The sequence below is a fragment of the Streptomyces lanatus genome, from assembly GCF_014655715.1.
Taxonomy (GTDB): Bacteria; Actinomycetota; Actinomycetes; order Streptomycetales; family Streptomycetaceae; genus Streptomyces; species Streptomyces lanatus.
On record NZ_BNBM01000026.1, the window covers coordinates 47012 to 67807 of the forward strand.

Annotated in this window: 21 protein-coding genes and 1 tRNA gene; 13 read left to right on the forward strand and 9 right to left on the reverse strand. The window is 70.2% G+C overall.

Going from position 1 to position 20796, the window contains the following annotated elements:
- Positions 1-4: 4 nt before the first annotated feature.
- Entirely contained in the window at positions 5-781 is a 777-nt protein-coding gene (locus IE325_RS42730; RefSeq protein ID WP_190075609.1) for an SDR family oxidoreductase, read from the reverse strand.
- A 17-nt stretch (positions 782-798) separates the two neighbouring features.
- Positions 799-1965, reverse strand: coding sequence for a phytanoyl-CoA dioxygenase family protein (locus IE325_RS42735; RefSeq protein WP_190075610.1), 1167 nt, complete (start codon positions 1963-1965; stop codon positions 799-801).
- 174 nt (positions 1966-2139) lie between these two features.
- On the opposite strand from IE325_RS42735, the gene IE325_RS42740 reads away from it, so the two are divergent.
- On the forward strand, positions 2140-3159 hold the full coding sequence (locus tag IE325_RS42740; RefSeq protein ID WP_190075611.1) for a LacI family DNA-binding transcriptional regulator: 1020 nt from the start codon (positions 2140-2142) through the stop codon (positions 3157-3159).
- Position 3160: 1 nt separating this feature from the next.
- Here the strand turns inward: IE325_RS42740 and IE325_RS42745 are convergent, their stop codons facing one another.
- Genes IE325_RS42745 through IE325_RS42755 form a run of 3 tightly spaced genes read right to left on the reverse strand, consistent with a single transcriptional unit; the run spans position 3161 to position 6343 of the window.
- Complete coding sequence (locus tag IE325_RS42745) at positions 3161-4189, reverse strand: Gfo/Idh/MocA family protein (protein ID WP_229912461.1); 1029 nt, start codon at positions 4187-4189, stop codon at positions 3161-3163.
- A 10-nt stretch (positions 4190-4199) separates the two neighbouring features.
- On the reverse strand, positions 4200-5192 hold the full coding sequence (locus IE325_RS42750; RefSeq protein ID WP_190075612.1) for a Gfo/Idh/MocA family oxidoreductase: 993 nt from the start codon (positions 5190-5192) through the stop codon (positions 4200-4202).
- A complete protein-coding gene (locus tag IE325_RS42755) occupies positions 5189-6343 on the reverse strand; it encodes a Gfo/Idh/MocA family protein (RefSeq protein WP_190075613.1) in 1155 nt (384 codons plus the stop codon). The genes IE325_RS42750 and IE325_RS42755 overlap by 4 nt, the downstream gene beginning before the upstream one ends.
- 132 nt (positions 6344-6475) lie before the next feature.
- Between IE325_RS42755 and IE325_RS42760 the strand changes: the two genes are divergently transcribed.
- Positions 6476-7480 carry a LacI family DNA-binding transcriptional regulator gene (locus IE325_RS42760; RefSeq protein WP_190075675.1) on the forward strand — a complete coding sequence of 335 codons (1005 nt, stop codon included), beginning with the start codon at positions 6476-6478 and terminating at the stop codon, positions 7478-7480.
- 4 nt (positions 7481-7484) lie between these two features.
- Here the strand turns inward: IE325_RS42760 and IE325_RS42765 are convergent, their stop codons facing one another.
- The gene (locus IE325_RS42765; protein WP_190075614.1) at positions 7485-7829 is read right to left on the reverse strand and encodes a cupin domain-containing protein; all 345 of its coding nucleotides are present in this window, start codon (positions 7827-7829) and stop codon (positions 7485-7487) included.
- Positions 7830-7957: 128 nt separating this feature from the next.
- On the opposite strand from IE325_RS42765, the gene IE325_RS42770 reads away from it, so the two are divergent.
- The 7 genes from IE325_RS42770 to IE325_RS42800 all read left to right on the forward strand — a co-directional run bounded on the left by IE325_RS42770 (position 7958) and on the right by IE325_RS42800 (position 14094).
- Positions 7958-8608, forward strand: coding sequence for a GntR family transcriptional regulator (locus IE325_RS42770; RefSeq protein ID WP_190075615.1), 651 nt, complete (start codon positions 7958-7960; stop codon positions 8606-8608).
- Between the two features lie 48 nt (positions 8609-8656).
- Entirely contained in the window at positions 8657-9409 is a 753-nt protein-coding gene (locus IE325_RS42775; protein ID WP_190075616.1) for a PIG-L deacetylase family protein, read from the forward strand.
- Positions 9406-10119, forward strand: a complete 714-nt coding sequence (locus IE325_RS42780; protein ID WP_190075617.1) for a 4-carboxy-4-hydroxy-2-oxoadipate aldolase/oxaloacetate decarboxylase — start codon at positions 9406-9408, stop codon at positions 10117-10119. The genes IE325_RS42775 and IE325_RS42780 overlap by 4 nt, the downstream gene beginning before the upstream one ends.
- Positions 10116-11198, forward strand: a complete 1083-nt coding sequence (locus IE325_RS42785; protein WP_268256396.1) for a 4-oxalomesaconate tautomerase — start codon at positions 10116-10118, stop codon at positions 11196-11198. Before IE325_RS42780 ends, IE325_RS42785 begins: the two co-directional genes overlap by 4 nt.
- On the forward strand, positions 11195-12145 hold the full coding sequence (locus tag IE325_RS42790; RefSeq protein ID WP_190075618.1) for a VOC family protein: 951 nt from the start codon (positions 11195-11197) through the stop codon (positions 12143-12145). Before IE325_RS42785 ends, IE325_RS42790 begins: the two co-directional genes overlap by 4 nt.
- A gap of 134 nt (positions 12146-12279) precedes the next feature.
- Positions 12280-13608 (forward strand): MFS transporter, encoded by a 1329-nt coding sequence (locus IE325_RS42795; RefSeq protein WP_190075619.1) that lies wholly within the window; start codon positions 12280-12282, stop codon positions 13606-13608.
- 189 nt (positions 13609-13797) lie between these two features.
- Positions 13798-14094 carry a hypothetical protein gene (locus tag IE325_RS42800; protein WP_190075620.1) on the forward strand — a complete coding sequence of 99 codons (297 nt, stop codon included), beginning with the start codon at positions 13798-13800 and terminating at the stop codon, positions 14092-14094.
- Here IE325_RS42800 and IE325_RS42805 read toward each other — a convergent pair.
- Positions 14087-15046, reverse strand: coding sequence for an alpha/beta hydrolase fold domain-containing protein (locus tag IE325_RS42805; RefSeq protein WP_190075621.1), 960 nt, complete (start codon positions 15044-15046; stop codon positions 14087-14089). The genes IE325_RS42800 and IE325_RS42805 overlap by 8 nt on opposite strands.
- 138 nt (positions 15047-15184) lie before the next feature.
- Here IE325_RS42805 and IE325_RS42810 point away from each other — a divergent pair.
- Positions 15185-15258: transfer RNA gene (locus IE325_RS42810), tRNA-Pro, on the forward strand.
- A 28-nt stretch (positions 15259-15286) separates the two neighbouring features.
- Here IE325_RS42810 and IE325_RS42815 read toward each other — a convergent pair.
- Positions 15287-16579 carry a PucR family transcriptional regulator gene (locus IE325_RS42815; RefSeq protein WP_190075622.1) on the reverse strand — a complete coding sequence of 431 codons (1293 nt, stop codon included), beginning with the start codon at positions 16577-16579 and terminating at the stop codon, positions 15287-15289.
- A 277-nt stretch (positions 16580-16856) separates the two neighbouring features.
- Between IE325_RS42815 and IE325_RS42820 the strand changes: the two genes are divergently transcribed.
- The gene (locus tag IE325_RS42820; protein WP_190075623.1) at positions 16857-17705 is read left to right on the forward strand and encodes a DUF4394 domain-containing protein; all 849 of its coding nucleotides are present in this window, start codon (positions 16857-16859) and stop codon (positions 17703-17705) included.
- 139 nt (positions 17706-17844) lie between these two features.
- Here IE325_RS42820 and IE325_RS42825 read toward each other — a convergent pair whose 3' ends face one another.
- Positions 17845-18285 (reverse strand): ATP-binding protein, encoded by a 441-nt coding sequence (locus IE325_RS42825; RefSeq protein ID WP_190075624.1) that lies wholly within the window; start codon positions 18283-18285, stop codon positions 17845-17847.
- Between the two features lie 143 nt (positions 18286-18428).
- Here IE325_RS42825 and IE325_RS42830 point away from each other — a divergent pair, with 143 nt between their 5' ends.
- A complete protein-coding gene (locus tag IE325_RS42830; protein ID WP_190075625.1) occupies positions 18429-19196 on the forward strand; it encodes an IclR family transcriptional regulator in 768 nt (255 codons plus the stop codon).
- Between the two features lie 42 nt (positions 19197-19238).
- Entirely contained in the window at positions 19239-20753 is a 1515-nt protein-coding gene (glpK, locus tag IE325_RS42835; RefSeq protein ID WP_190075626.1) for a glycerol kinase GlpK, read from the forward strand.
- The last annotated feature ends 43 nt before the right edge of the window (positions 20754-20796 follow it).

The window sequence follows — 20796 nt, forward strand, 5'->3', positions numbered from 1 at the left end:
AAGGTCAGTCGAGGCCGCCGAGTACGTTCTGGTCCCAGTCGATCACCGAGCCGGTGACCACCCCGGACCGCTCCGACAACAGGAACACGACGAAGTCGGCGATCTCGTCGGGCTGGCCCAGCTTGCCCATGGGCAGCTTCGCGGCGGCCTCCTCGCGCCAGTCGTCCGAGGCCCCGTGGAACGCCTTCTGCGTGGCGTCCTCGCCCTCGGTGGCCGTCCAGCCGATGTTCAGCCCGTTGATCCGGACCCGGTCCCAGCGGTGCGCGTGCGCGGCGTTGCGGGTCAGCCCGATGAGGCCGGCCTTCGCGGCGACGTACGGCGCGAGGAACGACTGCCCGCCGTGTGCCGAGGACGTGATGATGTTGACGACGGTGCCGGGCGCCTTGCGCGCGACCATGTCCGAGACGGCGGCCTGCATCGCGAAGAACGGTGCCTTGAGGTTGATCGCGATGTGCTGGTCGAACAGCTTGGGCGTGGTGTCGAGGAGCGTGCCCCGGGAGGTCAGCCCCGCCGAATTGACGAGGCAGTCGATACGGCCGTACGCGTCGACGACCTCGGCGACGGACGCTTTGGCCCGCTCGGCGTCCGACAGGTCGGCCCGCACGAACATGGCCTTGCCCCCGGCGGCGGCCAGCTCGGCCACCAGCGCCTCACCGGGCTCGGAGCGCCGCCCGGTGACGGCCACGACCGCCCCCTCACGGACGGCGGCCCGCGCGATGGCGGCACCGACGCCCTGGCTGCCGCCGTTGACGAGGACGACCTTGTCGTCGAGAAGTCCCATGCTGTTTCCGGGTCCTTTCAGCTCTGGCGCCGCTCGGCGCCGGCCCGCAGTTCGTCGCGCAACGCCTCCGGCGTCCAGGCCTCGCGCAGCGCACGCCGTACGACGTCCGCCTGCGACGGCGGGGCCAGCCCGTCGACCGGCGGGTCGCTGTCGAGGTTGGTGGGGAAGGGGTAGCCCTCGGCGCTCGCGGCGATCACACGCGCCGCCCACGCGTCGTCCGCGCCCTCGCCCAGCCGCTTGACGAGCACCGGGTAGACGCCGTTGGCGATGGCCTCGCGGTCCACGGTCTCCATGGCCCGCCCGAACGCGGAGGACACCTGGAGCAGGTTCGCCATGCGCCGGATGTCCGCCGACCGGTTGGTGCCGGCGGCGTGGAACAGCGCCGGGTTGAAGAAGGCCGCGTCTCCCTTGGCGAGCGGGAGCTGGGCGTGACGCGTCTCGAAGTACTCCTGGAACTCGGGCAGCCGCCACGCGAGGTAACCCGGCTCATAGGTCTGGGAGTGCGGCAGATACATCGTCGGCCCCGACTCCACCGGCATGTCGCAGTGCGCGACGGCGCCCTGGAGGGTGAGCACGGGGGAGAGGCGGTGCACATGGGCCGGATAGGCGGCGGCGACCTCGTCGGAGAGGAAGCCCAGGTGGTAGTCGCGGTGCACGCTCTGCGCCGCGCCGCCCGGGTTGACCACGTTGACCTGCGACGTCACCTGGTAGCCGGGGCCGAGCCAGGCCGTCGAGACCAGGGCCAGGATGTCGTTGGCGTAGTAGTCGGCGAACGCCTCGGGGTCGTGGAGGGCCGCCTTCTCCAGCGCGTTCCAGACCCGGTCATTGGCGCCGGGCTTGGCGAAGTGGTCTCCGGCGGTCGCGCCCGAGGCACGCTGCTCGGCGATCAGTGCGTCGAACACGGCACTGAGCCGGTCGACGACGCCGCGGTCGGGGAAGGCGCCCTTGAGGACGACGATGCCAGGGCCGTCGGACAGGGCACGGGCCAGCTCGGCCCGCACCGCACGGTCGTCCCCCGCCCCGCGCAGCCGGTCGCTGTCGTAGACCAGGACATCGCGCTCCACGGCGGAGGCATAGGGGTAGTCGGCGAGGTCGGTCGTCCGCTCGACCAGCTCACGGAACTCCGCGAGGTCGCAGTCGCGCTCGGACAGCCAGGCCCGGCGGTGTACGGAGGTGAAGGACATCTGCATCGGCGTCCTCTCGGTGGCAGGGGCGACTCGGCGATGACGGGGGTTGGCTCAGCGATGACGGGTGCGGCTCAGCGGTGACAGGGGCGACTCAGCGGTGCCATTCTTGTCATGACAATCCCCTCGAACAACCAGCAGGCGACCATCAAAAACCCCTCAAGGAGCCGTCGTATGGGCCACCCCTTCCCGATCCGGGAGATCGCACGCCAGGCGGGCCTGAGCGAGGCCACCGTCGACCGTGTCCTCAACGGCCGGGGAGGGGTACGCGAGAACACCGCGCGGGAGGTCCAGCAGGCGATAGCCGACCTGGACCGGCAACGCACCCAGGTCCGGCTCCTCGGCCGCACCTTCATGATCGACATGGTGGTGCAGGCGCCCGAGCGTTTCACCACCGCGGTTCGCTCCGCGCTGGAGGCCGAGATGCCGTCCCTGCACCCGGCGGTCGTCCGCTCACGCTTCCACTTCCGAGAGACCGGGCCGGTGGAGGAGCTGAGCCGGACCCTGGACCGTATCGCCCGGCGCGGCTCGCAGGGCGTGATCCTCAAGGCGCCCGATGTCCCCGAGGTGACCGCCGCCGTCGCCCGGCTCGCGGAAGCCGGTATCCCGGTGGTGACCCTCGTGACCGACCTGCCCTCCACCGCCCGCCTCGCCTACGTCGGCATCGACAACCGGGCCGCGGGGGCGACCGCCGCGTACCTCATGGGGCAGTGGCTGGGGGATCGGCCCGGCAATGTGCTGACCAGCCTCAGCAGTGGGTTCTTCCGCAATGAGGAGGAGCGGGAGATGGGGTTCCGTAGTGCCATGCGGACGCTGCATCCCGAGCGCACGCTGGTGGAGATCGCCGAGGGGCAGGGGTTGGACGCGACGCAGTACGACCTTGTTCGGGCCGCGTTGGAAAGGGACGCGGACATTCGGGCTGTCTACTCGATCGGGGGCGGCAATATCGCGACGCTGCGGGCGTTTGTGGATGCGGGCCGTGAATGTGCCGTCTTCATCGCGCATGACCTTGACCACGACAACACGAAGCTGTTGCGGGAGCATCGGCTGTCGGCGGTGCTTCACCATGACCTGCGGCAGGACATGCGGGAGGCGTGCCATGTGGTGATGCGGGCGCATGGGGCGCTGCCCCCGGCCGGGGTGACCATGCCTTCGGCGATTCAAGTGGTCACGCCGTACAACATGCCGGGTTAGGTCATTCGCCCGGGAAGACGATTCCGCACCGGCGTCTGATCGCGTCCATCACCCGCAGCGTGGCGACCGAGTCCGTCAGAGGGCGGAGCGGGGTCTCAAGGCGTCCCTCCTTGATGCGTCTCGCCACCTCGGCGGCCTCGAAGTGCAGGCCCTCATGCGCGATACGCGGTTCGGTGTACGTCCGTGCCGTACCGCCGCCCGCCGGGGTGAACACCACATCCCCCGGCTGGTAGAAGGGCCCCGGCAGCTGGAGCGTGCCCTCGGTGCCCGCGATCACCGCCGTAGTCGGCGTGTCGCTGAACAGCGTCGTGTGGACGACGGCCTGCTCACCGCGCCCGGTGCTCAGCACCGCCCCGACCTGGCCGTTCACCCCCGCCGGATGTGCCTGGCCGGACGCCTGGACGATCTCCGCCGGACCCAGCACCCACGTCGCCAGCGACACCGGATACGTGCCCAGGTCCAGCAGCGGGCCGCCCGCGAGATCGGCGCGCAGGATGCGGTGACCCCCGGCCGGGTCGAAGTACTCGCCCAGATCCGCCAGCACGGAGCGGACCTCGCCGAGCATCCCGGAGTCGAGCACCTGCCGTACGACGTCGAAGCGCGGCAGGAAGAAGGTCCACAGTGCCTCCGCGCAGAACAGGCCGCGCTCGGCGGCGAGTTCGGCGATCTCGGTGGCCTGTGCCGCGTTCAGGCCGAGCGGCTTCTCGACCAGCACATGTTTCCCGGCCTCCAACGCCAGCCGCGCGCAGGCGAGATGGGCGGTGTGCTCGGTGGCGACATAGACGACGTCGATCGACTCGTCGGCCACCAGCTCCTCGTACGAGCCGTACGCGCGCGTGACGTCGTGCCGTACGGCGAACTCCTCGGCGCGTGCTGTGTCGCGCGAGGCGACGGCGGCGAAGCGCTGGCGGGTGTGGCGGCGGGCCGAGCCGATGAAGCGCTCGGCGATCCAACCGGTGCCCAGGACACCCCAGTTGAGGGTGGGGGCGGCCATCGGATCCGGGGTGCGGGGCGAGGGCGGTGCGGGCAAGGCTGGGCTCCTACAGGGTCGGGACGGAGACCGGCACGGTCCTGCCGCCCTCCCGCATGGACGCGATCACCGCCTCGGCGACCACGGAGGCGGTCAGGCCCTCACGGGCGGAGGCCAGTGGGGAGGGACGCCCGGCGACGACCGCGTCGATCCACGCCTTCAGCTCCAGCCGGTAGGCGTCGGCGAACCGGGGCCGCCAGTCGGCCGGGTAGCCGGTGGAGCGGGTGCGGTCGGTGTGGCTCACGACCAGTGCGGGGTCGGCGAGTTGGAGCGCGCCGCGCTCGCAGACGACCTCGCAGCGGACCTCGTAGCCGTAGCGGGCGTTGAGGAACGTCTCGACGGTGGTGAGGGTGCCGTCGGCCGTGTGCAGCAGCATGATCTGCGGATCGCGCAGACCGGGAGACGACTCGCCCTCCGGCGCGTGCCAGGAGACCGCGGTGACGGGGGAGTCCAGCAGCCAGGGCACGATGTCGAGCTCGTGGATCGACGACCCCGTGACGCTGAACTCGCTGACCGCGCCCGGCGCCGAGGTCACCCCCCGGCTCACGCAGTGCACCACCCGCACCCTGCCGCTCGCGCCCTCGCCGAGCGCCGACTTCAGCGCGACGTACGCCGGGTCGAACCGGCGCATGAACCCGACCGAGACCAGCCCGCCGCCCGCCTCGTCGTCCTCGCGCACGACCTCCACGCACTCGGCGACGGTCGGCGCCAGCGGCTTCTCGCACAGCACCGGCTTCCCGGCGCGCACGGCGGCCACGGTCAGCTCGGCGTGCGTGGAGTCGTGCGAGGCGATGACCACGGCGTCCACGGCGGGGTCGGCGATCAGCGCCAGCGCGTCGGGGCTCACCCGCGCTCCCGGTGCAGTGTCCGCGACAGCGCGGGAGCGTGCCTCGTCGACGTCCGTCACCGCCACGATCTCGGCGTCCGAGACATGGCCATGGAGCAGCCGCACATGGTCCGCGCCCATCACCCCGGCGCCGACCACACCCACCCGGACCGTCATCCCGCCACCTCCACCCACGAACCGCTCTCGGCCGATCGGGACATGGCGTCCAGGACGGTGGCGCTGTGCACGGCGTCCGCGAGGGTCGCCCCGTGCGGAGTGCCCTCGGCGATCGAGCGCAGGAAGCGCTGGGCCTCGATCACCTTCAGATCGTCGTAGCCCATGCTCGTCGCGGCACCCGGCTGGAACGCTCCGTACTCACCATGTGCCGGGCCCACATACACCGTGCTGACCGGCTGGTCCTGGTAGCTGGTGCCCCGGCTGATGCCGAGCTCGCCCATGCGGCGGAAGTCCCAGAACACCGCGCCCTTGGTGCCGTGCACCTCGAAGCCGTAGTTGTTCTGCTCGCCGACCGACACCCGGCAGGCCTCCAGGACGCCGCGGGCGCCGGAGGCGAAGCGCAGCAGACAGTTGACGTAGTCCTCGTTCTCGACCGGGCCGAGCTCACCGGTGGCGAGGGTGTGCCCGGCGGTGGCGCCGGTCGGGCGGGCGCGCTCGGGTACGAAGATCGCGGTGTCGGCGGTCAGCGAGGCGATGTCACCGAGCAGGAAACGGGCCAGGTCGGCGCCGTGCGAGGCGAGGTCGCCGAGCACTCCGCTGCCGCCGCGGTCACGCTCGTAGCGCCAGGTGAGAGCCCCTTGCGGGTGAGCCGCGTAGTCGCTGAAGAGGCGGACCCGGACGTGGGTGACAGTGCCGAGCTCGCCGGAGGCGATCAGGTCGCGGGCGGCCTCGACGGCGGGCGCGTTGCGGTAGTTGAAGCCGACCGCGCTCTGCACACCCGCCTTGGCGGCCGCGTCCGCCACCGCGCGGGCGTCCTCGGCGGTCAGGCCGACCGGCTTCTCGATCCAGATGTGCTTGCCGGCCTCGGCCATCGCCACGCCGATCTCCCGGTGCAGGAAGTTCGGGGCGGTGATGCTGACGGCCTGGACACGCGGGTCGGCGACGACGTCACGCCAGTCGCGGGCGGTCGAGGCGAACCCGAATTGTGCGGCGGCCTCCTCGGCCCGGCCGGGTACCTCCTCGGCGACGGTCACGGGCCGTGGGCGCAGGGGAAGCGCCGGGTAATGGTGCGCGACACGGGCGTAGGCCTGGGTGTGCACCCGCCCCATCCAGCCGAATCCGACGACGGCGACGCCGAGCGTGTCCACCATTGCAGCCCCTGCCTTGCATATTTGGACCGGTCCATTTTCTGTCCAGGCCACGATGGGCGCGCCCTGCTGCCGGTGTCAACCCTTCCCGCGCCCTTTGACAAGCGGACAAGGTGCATGGAACGGTCCATGTCCATGAGACCGCCGACGATCCGTGATGTGGCCGACCGGGCCGGCGTCTCCAAGTCGCTGGTCTCGCTCGTGCTGCGCGGCTCTGAGCAGGTGCGCCCCGAGAAGCGGGAAGCGGTGCTACGGGCCGTACGCGAACTCGGCTACCGCCCGAACGCCGCCGCCCGCAGCCTCAGCGAGCAGCGCACCCGCACGGTCGGCGTCCTCCTCAACGATCTGCGCAACCCCTGGTTCGTGGACATGCTGGAGGGCCTCAACTCCCTCCTGCACGACAACGGCCTGCACATGCTCCTGGCCGACGCCCGCCTCAACCGCCGCACCGGCCAGGACCCCGCCGGACCCTTCCTGGACCTGCGGGTCGACGGCCTGGTCGTGGTCGGCACCCTGCCCGACCCGGCCGCACTCGGCGCGGTGGCAGAACGGCTCCCGGTGGTGGTCGCGGGCGCGCGCGAGCCGACACTGCCCGGCGTGGACATCGTCGTCAACGACGACGAGCGGGGCGCCCGCCTGGTCACCGAGCACCTCATCGGACTCGGCCATCGGCGGATCGCGCACATCGCGGGATACGGGGCCGTCGGCGAACTGCGCCGGCGCAGCTTCGAGGCGACGATGCGGGAGCACGGCCTCGCGGACGAGGCGGTCGTGGAGTCCAGCGACATGACCGAGGAGGGCGGCTACCGCACGACGGTACGGCTGCTGAGCCGCGCCGACCGGCCCACGGCTGTCTTCGCGGTGAACGACATCGCCGCGATCGGCGCGCTGTCGGCGGCCGAGGAGTCGGGGCTACGGGTGCCGCGCGACCTGTCCGTCGTCGGCTACGACAACACGAGCATCGCCCGCCTGCGCCATGTCTGGCTCACCACCGTCGACAACGCCAGCCACGAGGTCGGCCGCCGCGCGGCCCGCTGTCTGCTCGACCGGTTCGAGGGCGCCGGGGGAGCGGGTGAACTCCATCTCGCGAAACCGACGTTGGAGATCCGGGGTTCGACGGCGCCCCCGGTCGTGGGCTGATCGCTCACAGATTGATCGAGTACGCCTTACGCAGCGTCTCGTGCACCGTCCACGTCGTACGGTCGCCCTCGCGCAGCACGGCCATGTCGCCCGGCCCGACCTTCAGCGTCGGCCCGCCCTCGACCTCGATGGTGGCCGAGCCGCTGATCACGACGAACAGCTCGTCCGCCTCGGTGTCGGTGACCACGCCGGGCGTGATCTGCCAGACGCCCCGCACCTGACGCCCGTCCTCGGACTCCCAGACCACCTTCCCGGTCACCTCGGGCGTCCCGGAGAGGATCTGTTCGGGTGCGAGGGGCTCGGGTTCGAGGTCGGCGTCGGGGATGTGCAGTACGAAGCTGTGCGTCATGCGGCGACCTTATCCGCCGCCACGGACAGCGCCCTCGGTCCCACTCGCGCCCAATACGGCGGACAAAATTGTTGACAATTCTGTTTGGCTAGATTTACGTTCGACAGGCACTCACTCAGGGAGGGCACATGCCGAAAGAAGCCCGTCCGAGCACCGGGGAGCAGGCCAAGCAGCATGCGCTCGCGCAGCTGCGGCAGGCGATCCTGCACGGCGAGATGGCACCGGCACAGCGGCTGGTGGAGAACGAACTCGCCGAGCAGTTCGGTGTGACACGGGCCAGCATCCGCGCGGCACTGATCGACCTGGAGGCCCAGGGCCTGGTCGAACGGATCCGCAACCGCGGCTCGCGGGTCCGGGTGGTGACCGTGGAGGAAGCGGTCGCCATCACCGAGTGCCGCATGGTGCTGGAAGGGCTCTGCGCGTCCAAGGCAGCCGTCGCCGCCAGCGACGAGCAACTGACCGTACTGGCGGATCTGGGTACGGCCATGACCAAGGCCGTGGCCGACGGCGAGCCGATGACGTACTCCGAGCTGAACCAGGAACTGCACGCCAGGATCCGGGAGTTCTCCGGCCAGCGCACGGCCGTGGAGCTGCTGGAGCGGCTCAACGCCCAACTGGTGCGCCATCGCTTCCAGTTGGCGCTGCGGCCGGGTCGTCCCCAGCACTCCCTGAACGAGCACCTGGCCATGATCGAGACGATCACGGCCAGGGACCCGCAGGCGGCCGAGGAGGCCGTCCGCGCCCACCTCACCAGCGTGATCGAGGCGCTGCGCGACTGACGCGACTGCGCGGGGTGGGCGCCCATCTGTCACCAAGGAGATCAGAGAATGACTCAGGCCAACGCGCCCGCCGGTCCACCCCGCTCGACCCTCGTCATCACCGCGCACGCCGGCGACTTCGTGTGGCGGGCGGGCGGCGCCATCGCCCTGGCCGCCGCCCGGGGCGAGAAGGCCACCATCGCCTGTCTGACCTTCGGTGAGCGCGGCGAGTCCGCCAAGGCCTGGCGCGAGGGCAAGCAGTTGACCGAGATCAAGGCGATACGCCGCGACGAGTCCGAGCGCGCCGCCGCCACCCTCGGCGCCGAGGTCCGCTTCTTCGACGCCGGCGACTACCCGCTGGTCGCCGACGCCGAGCTGACCGACCAGCTCGTGGCCGTCTACCGCGAGACCCAGCCGGACGTCGTCCTCACCCACCCCACCGAGGACCCGTACAACGGCGACCACCCGGTCGCCAACCGCATGGCCCTCCAGGCCCGCATCCTCGCCCAGGCCATCGGCTACCCCGGCGAAGGCGACATCATCGGCGCCCCGCCGGTCTTCTACTTCGAGCCCCACCAGCCCGAGATGAGCGGCTTCAGGCCCGAGGTCCTGCTCGACATCACCGACGTGTGGGAGACCAAGCGCAAGGCCATGGAGTGCCTCGGCGCCCAGCAGCACCTATGGGACTACTACACCGACCTCGCCGTACGCCGCGGCGTCCAGCTCAAGCGCAACGCCGGACCCAACCTGGGCCTGGCCCACAAGACCATGGCCGAGGCCTATATGCGCCCCTACCCGCAGATCGCGAAGGAGCTGGCATGAGCGGCGTCATCGTCACCAACCCCCCGAAGGCGCAGCTCAAGGACGTCGACGCGCTGGCCCGCTTCGGCGTGGCGACGGTGAGCGAGGCCATGGGCCGAACGGGCCTGCTGGGCCCGGAGATCCGCCCCGTCCAGCAGGGCGTACGAGTCGCCGGCACCGCCGTCACCGTGCTCGGCTGGCCCGGTGACAACCTCATGATCCACGCCGCGGTGGAGCAATGCGGCGAGGGCGACATCCTGGTCGTCACGACCACCTCGCCCTGCACGGACGGCCTGTTCGGCGAGCTGTTCGCCACCGCCCTGAAGCGGCGCGGGGTACGCGGAGTCGTCATGAACACCGGCATCCGCGACACCCAGGAACTGCGCGACATGGGCTTCGCCGCCTGGTCCCGCGCGGTCTCCTCGCAGGGCACCGTCAAGGCCACGGGCGGCTCGGTCAACGTGCCGATCGCCATCGACGGCCAGGTGATCCGCCCGGGTGACGTGATCCTCGCCGACGACGACGGTGTCGTGGTCGTCCCGCGCGAGCGGGCGGCGGAGACGGTCGAGAAGTCCGAGGCCCGCGAGGCCAAGGAGGCCGCCACCCGCGCCGCCTTCATCGAGGGCCAACTCGGCCTGGACCGCTACGGGTTGCGCGAGACGCTGAAGCGGCTCGGCGTCGAGTACAAGTCGTACGACGAGTACGAGCAGTACGCGGGGGAGCGACCGTGACCGCCGGGGTGCCCTGTCTGCTGATGCGGGGCGGCACTTCCAAGGGTGCCTACTTCCTCGCCGAGGACCTCCCGGCCGAACCCGCCCTGCGGGACGAGCTGTTGCTGCGGATCATGGGCAGCCCGGACGAGCGGCAGATCGACGGCCTCGGCGGGGCGCATCCGCTCACCAGCAAGGTCGCCGTGATCTCGCCCTCGACCGATCCACGGGCCGACGTCGACTATCTCTTCCTCCAAGTCGCCGTCGACCGTGCGGTAGTGAGCGATCGTCAGAACTGCGGGAACATCCTCGCCGGCGTCGGCCCGTTCGCCGTGGAGCGCGGGCTGGTCCCGGCGGGGGAGGAGGAGACCTCGGTCCGCATCCGCATGGTCAACTCCGGGGACCTCGCTACGGCGACCTTCCCGACGCCCGGCGGCCGGGGCGAGTACACGGGTGACGCCGAGATCTCCGGGGTGCCGGGCACCGCCGCCCCCATCGTACTCGAATTCCCGCCCGGCGACAGGAAGTTGCTGCCCACCGGCAACGTCCGGGACATGATCGACGGCATCCCCGTGACCTGCGTGGACAACGGCATGCCGACCGTCCTGGTCCATGCGGACGACCTCAAGGTCACCGGCCACGAGTCGCCGAAGGAGCTGGAGGTGGACGCCGCGTTGGCCGACCGTCTTCGTGAACTCCGCCTGAATGCAGGCGAGTTGATGGGCCTCGGCGACGTGTCCGACACCACCGTCCCCAAACTCACCCTCCTGGCCCCACCCCGCCACGGCGGCGCGATCACCACCCGCACCTTCATCCCGGTCCGCTGTCATACGTCGATAGGCGTGCTCGGTGCGGCAAGCGTCGCCGCGGGCCTGCGCATGGCGGGCGGCGTCGGCACGGACATCGCACGGCTCCCCGACGGCGACCGCATCCGCATCGAACACCCCACAGGCTTCCTCGACATCGAGAGCAGCCTCGGCACCGACACCACCGGCCTGCCCACCGCCCGCCGTACGGCAGTCGTCCGTACGGCACGCAAGATCTTCGACGGCACCGTCTTCCCCAGGGCCGTCGCCCGACCCACGGGAGGTCACCGATGACCCCGCCCCTCGGCGACATCGCCCACATCGGCCACACCCAGCTCTTCACCCCCGAACTGGACGCCAGTGTCGCCTTCTTCACCGACTATCTGGGTCTGACGGTCAACGGCCAGGACAGCGACACCGTGTACCTGCGCACCTACGACGACTACGAGCACCACAGCCTGGTCCTCACCGCCCGCGACCGGCCCGGCCTCGGCCGGCTCGCCCTGCGCACCTCCAGCGAGGAGGCACTTCACCGCCGTATCAAGGCGGTCGAGGAGTCGGGCGGCACCGGAAAGTGGGTCGAGGACGAACCCGGACTCGGCAGGCTCTACGTCACCGCCGACCCGGACGGCCACGAACATGCCCTCTACTGGGAGAGCGAGCACTACCGGGCCCCCGAGGAACTCAGGCCCGCGTTGAAGAACCAGCCGCAGGCCAAGCCCAACAGGGGAGTCGGCGTACGGCGGTTGGACCACATCAACTTCCTCGCCGCAGACGTGCTCGCCAACGCCGAGTTCCAGGAGCGGGTGCTGGGGGCCCGCCCCACGGAGCAGATCCGGCTCGACTCCGGGAAGATCGGGGCGCGCTGGCTGACCTTCACCGACAAGTCGTACGACGTCGTCTACACCGCGGACTGGACCGGTTCCGCCGGTCGCCTGCACCACATCGCCTTCGCGACCGACACCCGCGAGGAGATCCTGCGTGCCGCCGACCTCGCCATCGACTCCGGCGTGTTCATCGAGACGGGCCCGCACAAGCACGCCATCCAGCAGACGTTCTTCCTGTACGTCTACGAGCCCGGCGGCAACCGCATCGAGCTGTGCAACCCGCTCACCCGCCTCGTCCTGGCCCCGGACTGGCCGCTGATCACCTGGACCGAGGCCGAGCGGGCCAAGGGGCAGGCGTGGGGTCTGAAGACGATCGAGTCCTTCCATACGCATGGGACCCCGCCGGTCGCCTGAGACGGCCCAAGCCCTCTTTCCGGACGCCACATTCAAGGATGCCGGATTGTCGCTGAGATTGTTGACAAAACTGTTGACTCTCTCGCTCCCGGCTCCTTAGCGTCTGGCGCACAACGCACGAGAGGAAAACAAGGATGTCCTCCGCCCCCTCCCCGACCGCTCGCATCGGCAGGCTGGCGATACTCGCCGTGGGCCTCTGCTGGCTGGCCGTCCTCTTCGACGGCCTGGACATGTTCATCTACGGCTCGGTGCTGCCCCACATGCTGGCGGAGAAGGCCCTCGGTCTCACCCCCGACCAGGCCGGTGACCTGGGCAGTTACGCCACCTTCGGCATGCTGGTCGGCGCCCTGACCGCGGGGACCGTGGCCGACCGGATCGGCCGCAAGAAGCTGATGGTGGCCTGTGTGGCGCTGTTCTCGCTGGCCTCGGGGCTGTGCGCGATGGCGACCAGTGTCGGCGTGTTCGGCCTCGGTCGGACGCTCGCCGGCATCGGCCTCGGCGGTCTGCTGCCGACGGCGATCAGCATGGTCTCCGACTACGCCCCACGCGGTCGCGGCGCCCTCGCCATCGGCATGCTGATGACCGCCCACCACGCGGGCGGCATCCTCTCCGCCTACGTCGCCCTGTGGGTCGTGGAACCCCTCGGCTGGCGGGCCGCGTTCTGGTTCTGTGTGCTCCCGCTGCTGTTCGTGCCGGTGCTCGCCCGCTCCCTGCCCGAGTCACTGAGCTTCCTGGTCGCCAAGGGCCGCACGGAGGAGGCGCGCGAGTTGGCCGGCCGTTACGAGGTCGAACTGCCCGTCGCCCCGGCCGACAAGCAGGCCACGGGCGACCGCTGGACCTCCCTCGCCAACCTCTTCCGGGGCGGCGAGTGGACCCAGACCCTCCTCTACTGGCTGGCCTCCTTCGGCGGCCTGCTCCTCGTCTACGGCGTGGCCACCTGGCTGCCCACCCTGATGCGCGGCGAGGGCTACAACCTCGGCTCGGCGCTGACGTTCGTGGTGCTGTTCAACCTCGGCGGCATCGTCGGCATGCTCGTCGCCGGACGCGCCTCCGACCGGTTCGGCGCCCCGCGGATCTCGGCGATCTGGTTCGCGCTGACCGCCGCCGGAGTCTTCCTGCTCAGCGTCCACATGCCACTGGCGGTCACCTTCACGGTGGTGTTCCTGACCGGCGTGTTCCTCAACAGCGCGCAGACCATGATCTACGCCACCGTCTCGATCGGCTCCCGCCCCGACAGCCGCGCCACCGCCGTGGGCTGGACCTCCGGAATGGGCCGCTTCGGCGCCGTGTTCGGGCCGTGGCTCGGCGGCCAGTTGCTGGCCGCCGACAAGGGCGACTGGGGCTTCACCGCCTTCGCCCTCGCGGGTCTGTCGTCCATGGTCTTCATCGGCATCGCCGCACTGCGCGGCGCGAGGCGGACGACCGCGAGCGACCGCGACCAGCAACTGATCGGCGCGCACTGACCGACGGATGCCGAACTCGGGAACGAGGCCGGACACCGTCATATCTATTGGTCCGTCATATGTACTGATGGTCCGAACTGGGATATTCGACGCTCTCGCGTATTGTTGCGTCATATGCCCGCTGTGACGCGTGGCGGCTCTCGGGATGTCCGGGGCAAGTGAGTTGAACGGTGAAGGGGGACGGGGGACGTGGTGGCACTTCTCGCGGTGGTGGCCGTCGTCGGATACATGGCCAAGGCAGGCCTGCCCTGGTGGGTGGTGGCCATGGTGGCCCTCCTGACGGCGGGCTTCGCCGCGGGGGTGAACGGGAGCCCGACCCGGGGGACCAGGAACCCCACCACGTCCGGCGCGGCGGATCAGCACACGATCCCCGTGTTCGACCACGAGCCGACCGCCCCGCCCGTCTCCGTGAACGCGGGGACCGCCGGCCCGGACGACTGGGACGTCCAGGCGCCGGCCGGCACGGCGGACCGCGCTCTCAGGTGAGGCGACTCCCCGTGGCCTCGCGCAGGTGCCGGGCGATCAACGCATAGGTCTCCCGCGCCTTCACGTCGTCGTTCCCGTCGTATCCATGATCGGCGCCGGCCACGTCATGGTGCCCGACCAGCGCCCCCGCCGCCCGCAGCCGCCCGGCATACCGCTCGCCCTCGGCCCGGAGCAGATCGTGCTCGGCGGTGATCACCAGCGCCGGTGCGATGCCCTTGAGGTCCGCGGTGTCGGAGGGGTGGGCGGGCGACACGAGCGGGTCGCTGCGCCGCCGCACATCGGGGACGTACGAGGTGTCGAAGACGTCGGCCATCCAGGGCCGCAGCATCGGCCTGGCGATGGCGGCACGCTTGTCCCGGGCGTCCGTCGCCAGATCGAGCGGGGGATAGTGCAGCACCTGGAGCGCGACCGAGGGCCCGCCCTCGTCGAGCACCTGCCGCGCCACGGCCGCCGCGAGCCCACCACCGGCGCTCTGCCCGCCCACGGTGAGCCGCCCACCGTCCCACCCCTGCTCGGCCCCCTGCTCAGCGACCCACCGCACGATCTCGTACGCCTGCCGGGTCGGTGCCGGAAACGGATGCTGCGGCGCCACGACATAGTCCACGTTGACCACGACCACCCCCGCCTCGGCGGCGAGGAACCGGCACAGCGGGTCGTCCACCTCGGTCAGCGTCATGACGTAGCCGCCACCGTGGAAGTTGATGTGCACCGGCGGCGCGGCCTCGGCGGTCTCAGGGGTCTGAGGGGCCTCGGGGAGATACACGGTCGCCCGTGCGGGTGCGACCGATGTGGGGATCGTCAACTCGCGCACTCTGCGCGGGAATTCGGGGAACCGCGCATGCGAGGCGGCGGCGGAACCCCGTCCTGCGGAGCGCCGGTCCGCCATGACGGTCGCACGCTGCATCGCCTTGGCGACGAAGTTGGCCACCGCGGGCCGGGCCAGGAGAGACATGGGGCTCCAGAGGTATATTGAGTTCGGCAATTGTAGGTGACGACAATTATTGGTCAAGGGGTCGGTCCGGGCGGGGTCGGAGCACGCATGAGGTAGGGTTGACCTGCATGATCACGCGGTTCTCCGCGGGACACGCACCGGGACGTGGCGCAGCTTGGTAGCGCACTTGACTGGGGGTCAAGGGGTCGCAGGTTCAAATCCTGTCGTCCCGACTTTACGAAGTCGCAGGTCAGGGCCGTTTCAGAGAAAATCTGAAACGGCCTTTCGGCTTGGCGTTCCAGCGGCGCGGTGCCACGCTCCCGACAGGTGCCGGGTGACGACCGCGCTGAGTGTGCGCACGCCCCGGGTCGAGCCGGGGTCGATGCCCGTGAGTTCGCGGACCCGGCGCAGGCGGTAGTCCAGGGTCCGGGTGTGGACGTTGAGGGCGTTCGCCGCGGCGCCTCGGTGCATGTCGTGGTGGTAGTACGCCTCGAGAGTGGCGAGGAGGTCGGGGCCGGTCTCCAGGTGACGGGCCACCGTGCGGAGCCAGTCGTCGATGAACGGTACGTCCGTGACGGCGAGTTCGACGAAGACATCTGCCAGGGTGTGCGGCCGCAGCCGGGTGGACGACGCCCGGCGCAGCGGGGCTGCCCGACTGATCCGGCGGGCGCGGTCCAGGGCGTCGGTCAGCTCCGGCAGTGGTGCGGTGGCCGTGCCGACGGCGCAGGGGCGGCCGAGGGCGTGGGCGAAGCCCTGCACGAGATCCGGCAGGTGGGCGGGGGTGAGGTCGGGCAGGAGGTCGGAAGCGACGTGTGGTGGTGCGTCTTCCGTAGCGGTGGCGCCCGAGAACAGGGGAAGCAGGGCGATCAGCTCGCCGCTCCCGTCGCGGCCCTCCGGTCCCCATATGACCGGCGCCTGGTGGCTCTTTATCAGTGCCTCGATATCGTTTTCCAGGAAACGATCGATGGTGGGCCGGTCCGGAAGCCGGAACACCGTCACCGCGTAGTGATCCGGCAGTTCCATGTCGACGGCCGCGGCGAGTTCCGTCGAAATCGGATCTCCGTTCAGCAATGACCGGGCCAGCAGGGCGACCTGCTCGGCATACGGAATTCGGCGGCGCAGTACGCGCACGAATCCCTGGCGGTAGGCGTCGATGCCGCGTTCGCCCTGTGGGGCGAACCAGGTCATCATGCGCATGAGTTCGTCGACATCTCCGCCGTGCTGGGTCTCGGTCGCCTCGTTGATCTCGCGCAGCATGAGTGCGGTGTGCACGCGTAGCACCCGCTGCCGCGCGTCGAGCGACAGTCCGGCATCTGCTCGCAGTTCGCCCATCGACGCGATGTAGCCGAGATCCTCTCCGGTCAACTCGCTGTTGTGTGGCGACAGTTCGACGGTACGGCGCCGCAACCACATCGAGTGTTCCAGCGTCTCGGCCCGTGCCCGAGGGTCCTTGTCCAGGAACCCGAACTCCGGGATCTCGCGTGTGTATGTCTCGACCTCACGGCTGGCGTTGGTCGACGCCTGCCGGGCCAGCTCGGCGAAGAGGCTCCCCATGAATGTGAGCATCTCATTCAGGGGTGATGGGTCGGCAGGGGGGATTCGGACGGCGTTCATCACTCCGCACAAAACGGTGGCAAGTATATCGACCAGGCTTTTGTCACAGTGCGCAAAATTCCCGGATCGGGGCGTTCTCGCCGACCCTTCTCCTTGTGAAGGAAGTGTGAAGCGGCCTTAATGGGGGCCCGTGGGGAATTCTCAGCCGGGCGCCTCGAGCGGCGCTCGCCCAAACGGGAGGGAAACTTCGATGAAAGCAGGCACGCGAAAGAGAATCATGGCGGCGGTCGCGGTCATGGCCACGTCGACGGCACTCATGCTCGGCACACCGGGCACCGGCTCGGCCGCCCCCGCCGCCACACTCAGCCTGCGTGCGTTCGGCATCAGTGGCGACGGCACCCTGATGGCCACGTTCACGACCGACCGGCCGCAGGTCCTCGACTGGGTCAGGACCGTCACCGGCCTCAGCAGTGACACGGGCCTGATCGGGATCGACTTCCGGGTGCAGGACGGCCTGATGTACGGCGTCGGCAACAAGGGCGGCATCTACACGATCAAGACCCCGCCGGCCACGACGGACGTCGTCGTCACCAAGGTGTCCCAGCTCCAGTACGCGCTGCACGGCGCGAACTTCGGCGTCGACTTCAACCCGGCGGCCGACCGGCTGCGTGTGATCAGCGACAACGGCCAGAACCTGCGGCACAACCTCAACGACCACACCACCATCCAGGACCTGAACCTCACCACCCCGCCGACCGAGGGCACGACCAAGGGCGTCTCGGCCGCCGCCTACACGAACAACGACCTCAACGCGGCCACCGTGACCACACTGGCCGACATCAACACGAACACCGACCAGGTCGTCCTCCAGTCCCCGGCGAACAACGGCACCCTCGCCCCGACCGGCAGCCTCGGCGTCGACGCCGGGATCAACGCCGGCATGGACATCTACAGCACCCTGTCCGGCGGGAAGACGGTCGACAACGCCGCCTTCGCCTCCCTCACCCCGTACGGCGCCACCACGCCCTCGCTGTACAGCATCAACATCTTCACCGGCCAGGCCACCTCCATCGGCCAGTTCCCGCTGAACATCACGGACCTGGCCATCTCCCTCACCGGATCCTGATCCCCGGCCGTCGGCCACACCCTCGCCGCGGCCCGGCCACCACCGGACCGCGGCGAACCGGCATGGTGGACGGGGCATGCCCCGATCCGATCCAGGCCCTTGATCGTTTGCCGTCTCAGGCTCAGGCTCAGGCTCAGGCTCAGTCTCGGTCGAGCGGCAGCTCCGCCCAGCGTCGGCTCGTCCCGTCGGAGTGCACATGGACGCCGCAGTGGGCCGACAGCGAGGTGACGATGTCCAGGCCGCGACCGTGCTCGTCCGGGTCGAGCGGGGCAGTCGGCAGGCAGCCCACCGGGGTCGCGGGGCCCATGTCGGTCACTTCGACGCGTACGGCCTCGTGGTTGTCCGGGTAGCTGCGTGAGAGCCGCAGCGTCGCCGGGGGCAGGGCGTGGACGATCGCGTTGGTGAGGAGCTCCGAGACGACGAGGAGTACGTCATCGGCGAGGTCCGTGGCCAGGTTCCAGTCGGCGAGGACCGTACGTATGCGGCGACGTATGCTCGACACGGCCCCCGGGGCGTGCGGCAGGGCGAAGACGTGCTCGGCTTCCCCGCGCGGCGCGGCGTCGAGCTGCGCTGTGATCATGTGTCCTCCTCCGGGGAAGCTGCGCCGGCCGCCCACCGGCCGACTAGGAACGCTAAAGACGGAAATGTGAGCCGTCAACGAACATCGGTCGGCATTACCGAACGACAGTCCCGAATCGGCCCCAGCGGGACTACCATCGGCTCATGGCGGGCCCAGTCCAGTCGATAGAGCGGGCGGCGGCGATCCTGCGGCTGCTCGCCAGCGGGTCCCGTCGGCTGGGCCTCGGGGAGGTGGCGTCGTCGCTGGGGCTCGCCAAGGGCACCGCCCATGGCATTCTGCGCACCCTGCAACACGTGGACTTCGTGGAGCAGGACCCGGCGACCGGGAAGTACCAGCTCGGGGCCGCTCTGCTGCACCTCGGCACCAGCTATCTCGACGTCAATGAACTGCGCTCGCGCTCCATCAACTGGGCCGACGCCCTGGCCGCCCGCAGCGGGGAGGCCGTCCGGCTGGGCACACCCCTGGAGGGCAGGGTGCTCGTCATCCACCACGTCTTCCGGCCCGACGACACCCTCCAGACCCTGGACGTCGGCGCACTGCTGCCGCTGCACGCCTCATCCCTCGGCAAGGTCCTGCTGGCCTTCGGCGTCACCCCCGTCGACCCCCTGCTGGAGGCCGAACCGGAGGCGTACACCCGGCACACCCTGGTCCACCCCGAGCAGCTCAACCGGGCGCTGGGCGAGATCCGGGATCTCGGCTGGGGCGCCGAGGTGCAGGAGATGAGCATGGGCGAGGCCGGAATCGCCGCGCCGATCCGGGGACAGGGCGGCCTCGTGGTGGGCGCGATCGGGGTGTCCGGTCCCGTCGAGCGGATCTGCGACACCAAAGGCCGGCCGCTGCCGGCCCTGATCACCGTGCTCCGGGAGGCGGCACGCGCGATCTCCAGAGACCTGGGCGCGGCCCGCTGGTAGGTCTGCGGCGGCTGAGCGACACATCGGAAGGCAGGGCCGATCATGGTTGACCGGTATGTGATGTCCATCGACCAGGGCACCACCTCCACCCGATGCATCCTGTTCGACCACGGAGGGCGCCTGGCCGCGGTCGCGCAGCGCGAGCACCAGCAGTACTTCCCCCGGCCCGGCTGGGTCGAGCACGACGCCGTCGAGATCTGGCGCAACCTCCAGCGCGTCGTACCCGAGGCGCTCTCCAACGCGGGCATCGACGCCGGGCAGATCTCCGCCATCGGCATCGCCAACCAGCGTGAGACGTCCGTGCTCTGGGACCGGCGCACCGGCGTCCCCCTCGGCCACGCCATCGTCTGGCAGGACACCCGCACCGCGCCGCTCGTCGAGGAACTCCTACAGGACCCGGGAGCCGACTTCTTCCTCGAACACTGCTGTCTGCCGCCCTCGACCTACTTCTCCGCGCCCCGTATCCGCTGGCTGTTCGACAATGTCGAGGGGCTTGAGCAGCGCGCCCGTGACGGCGAGGTGCTCTTCGGCACCATCGAGAGCTGGCTCATCTGGAACCTCACCGGCGGCCCCGACGGCGGTCTGCACATCACCGACGCCACCAACGCCAGCCGCACCATGCTCATGGACATCCGCACGCTGACCTGGGACGACGCGCTCATGGACTTCTTCGGCGTGCCGCGCGTGATGCTGCCGGAGATCCGTTCCTCCGCCGAGCGCTACGGCGAGGCCCGCGCCCTGCTGCCCGGCGTGCCCATCACGGCCGCCCTCGGCGACCAGCAGGCGGCCCTGTTCGGACAGACCTGCTTCTCGCCGGGCGAGGCGAAGTGCACCTACGGCACCGGCAGCTTCCTGGTGATGAACACCGGCACCGACCTCGTACGGTCCCAGCACGGGCTGCTCACCACCGTCGCGTACAAGATCGGGGAACAGCCGACCGTCTACGCCCTCGAAGGCCCCATGGCCGTCACCGGCTCGCTCGTGCAGTGGTTCCGGGACCGGCTCGGCCTGATCCACAGCGCCCCCGAGATCGAGACGCTGGCGCGCACCGTCGAGGACAACGGCGGCTGCTACATCGTCCCCGCGTTCTCCGGACTCTTCGCACCGCATTGGCGCAGCGACGCACGCGGCGTCATCGTCGGCCTCACGTCGTACATCACCAAGGGCCATCTGGCCCGCGCCGTCCTGGAGGCCACCGGCTGGCAGACCCGCGAGGTCGTCGACGCCATGAACGCCGACTCCGCGCTCGCCCTGAAGCAGCTCAAGGTGGACGGCGGCATGACGTCCGACCACCTGCTCATGCAGATCCTGGCCGATGTGCTCGACGTGCCTGTCGTACGGCCCCTCGTCCACGAGACGGTGTCGCTGGGCGCGGCCTACGCCGCCGGGCTCGCGGCCGGCTACTGGCCCGACCTGCAAGTCCTGCGCCGCAACTGGCACATGGCCGCCCAGTGGCTGCCGGACATGGATGCCGAACGACGGGAGTGGGAGTACGAGAGCTGGAAGCTGGCCGTCGAGCGTTCGCTGGGGTGGGTCCGGTCACCGCGGCGGCCCTGACGAGCCGGTGGTGGTCCGTGCGACGGTTCGGCCCAGCGGGTCT

Coding starts and splice junctions, on each gene's coding strand:
- IE325_RS42730 (WP_190075609.1), bottom strand. CDS start 781: ATGGGACTTCTCGACGACAAGGTCGTCCTCGTCAACGGCGGCAGCCAG.
- IE325_RS42735 (WP_190075610.1), bottom strand. CDS start 1,965: ATGTCCTTCACCTCCGTACACCGCCGGGCCTGGCTGTCCGAGCGCGAC.
- IE325_RS42740 (WP_190075611.1), top strand. CDS start 2,140: ATGGGCCACCCCTTCCCGATCCGGGAGATCGCACGCCAGGCGGGCCTG.
- IE325_RS42750 (WP_190075612.1), bottom strand. CDS start 5,192: ATGACGGTCCGGGTGGGTGTGGTCGGCGCCGGGGTGATGGGCGCGGAC.
- IE325_RS42755 (WP_190075613.1), bottom strand. CDS start 6,343: ATGGTGGACACGCTCGGCGTCGCCGTCGTCGGATTCGGCTGGATGGGG.
- IE325_RS42760 (WP_190075675.1), top strand. CDS start 6,476: ATGAGACCGCCGACGATCCGTGATGTGGCCGACCGGGCCGGCGTCTCC.
- IE325_RS42765 (WP_190075614.1), bottom strand. CDS start 7,829: ATGACGCACAGCTTCGTACTGCACATCCCCGACGCCGACCTCGAACCC.
- IE325_RS42770 (WP_190075615.1), top strand. CDS start 7,958: ATGCCGAAAGAAGCCCGTCCGAGCACCGGGGAGCAGGCCAAGCAGCAT.
- IE325_RS42775 (WP_190075616.1), top strand. CDS start 8,657: ATGACTCAGGCCAACGCGCCCGCCGGTCCACCCCGCTCGACCCTCGTC.
- IE325_RS42780 (WP_190075617.1), top strand. CDS start 9,406: ATGAGCGGCGTCATCGTCACCAACCCCCCGAAGGCGCAGCTCAAGGAC.
- IE325_RS42790 (WP_190075618.1), top strand. CDS start 11,195: ATGACCCCGCCCCTCGGCGACATCGCCCACATCGGCCACACCCAGCTC.
- IE325_RS42795 (WP_190075619.1), top strand. CDS start 12,280: ATGTCCTCCGCCCCCTCCCCGACCGCTCGCATCGGCAGGCTGGCGATA.
- IE325_RS42805 (WP_190075621.1), bottom strand. CDS start 15,046: ATGTCTCTCCTGGCCCGGCCCGCGGTGGCCAACTTCGTCGCCAAGGCG.
- IE325_RS42815 (WP_190075622.1), bottom strand. CDS start 16,579: ATGGGGAGCCTCTTCGCCGAGCTGGCCCGGCAGGCGTCGACCAACGCC.
- IE325_RS42820 (WP_190075623.1), top strand. CDS start 16,857: ATGGCGGCGGTCGCGGTCATGGCCACGTCGACGGCACTCATGCTCGGC.
- IE325_RS42825 (WP_190075624.1), bottom strand. CDS start 18,285: ATGATCACAGCGCAGCTCGACGCCGCGCCGCGCGGGGAAGCCGAGCAC.
- IE325_RS42830 (WP_190075625.1), top strand. CDS start 18,429: ATGGCGGGCCCAGTCCAGTCGATAGAGCGGGCGGCGGCGATCCTGCGG.
- glpK (WP_190075626.1), top strand. CDS start 19,239: ATGGTTGACCGGTATGTGATGTCCATCGACCAGGGCACCACCTCCACC.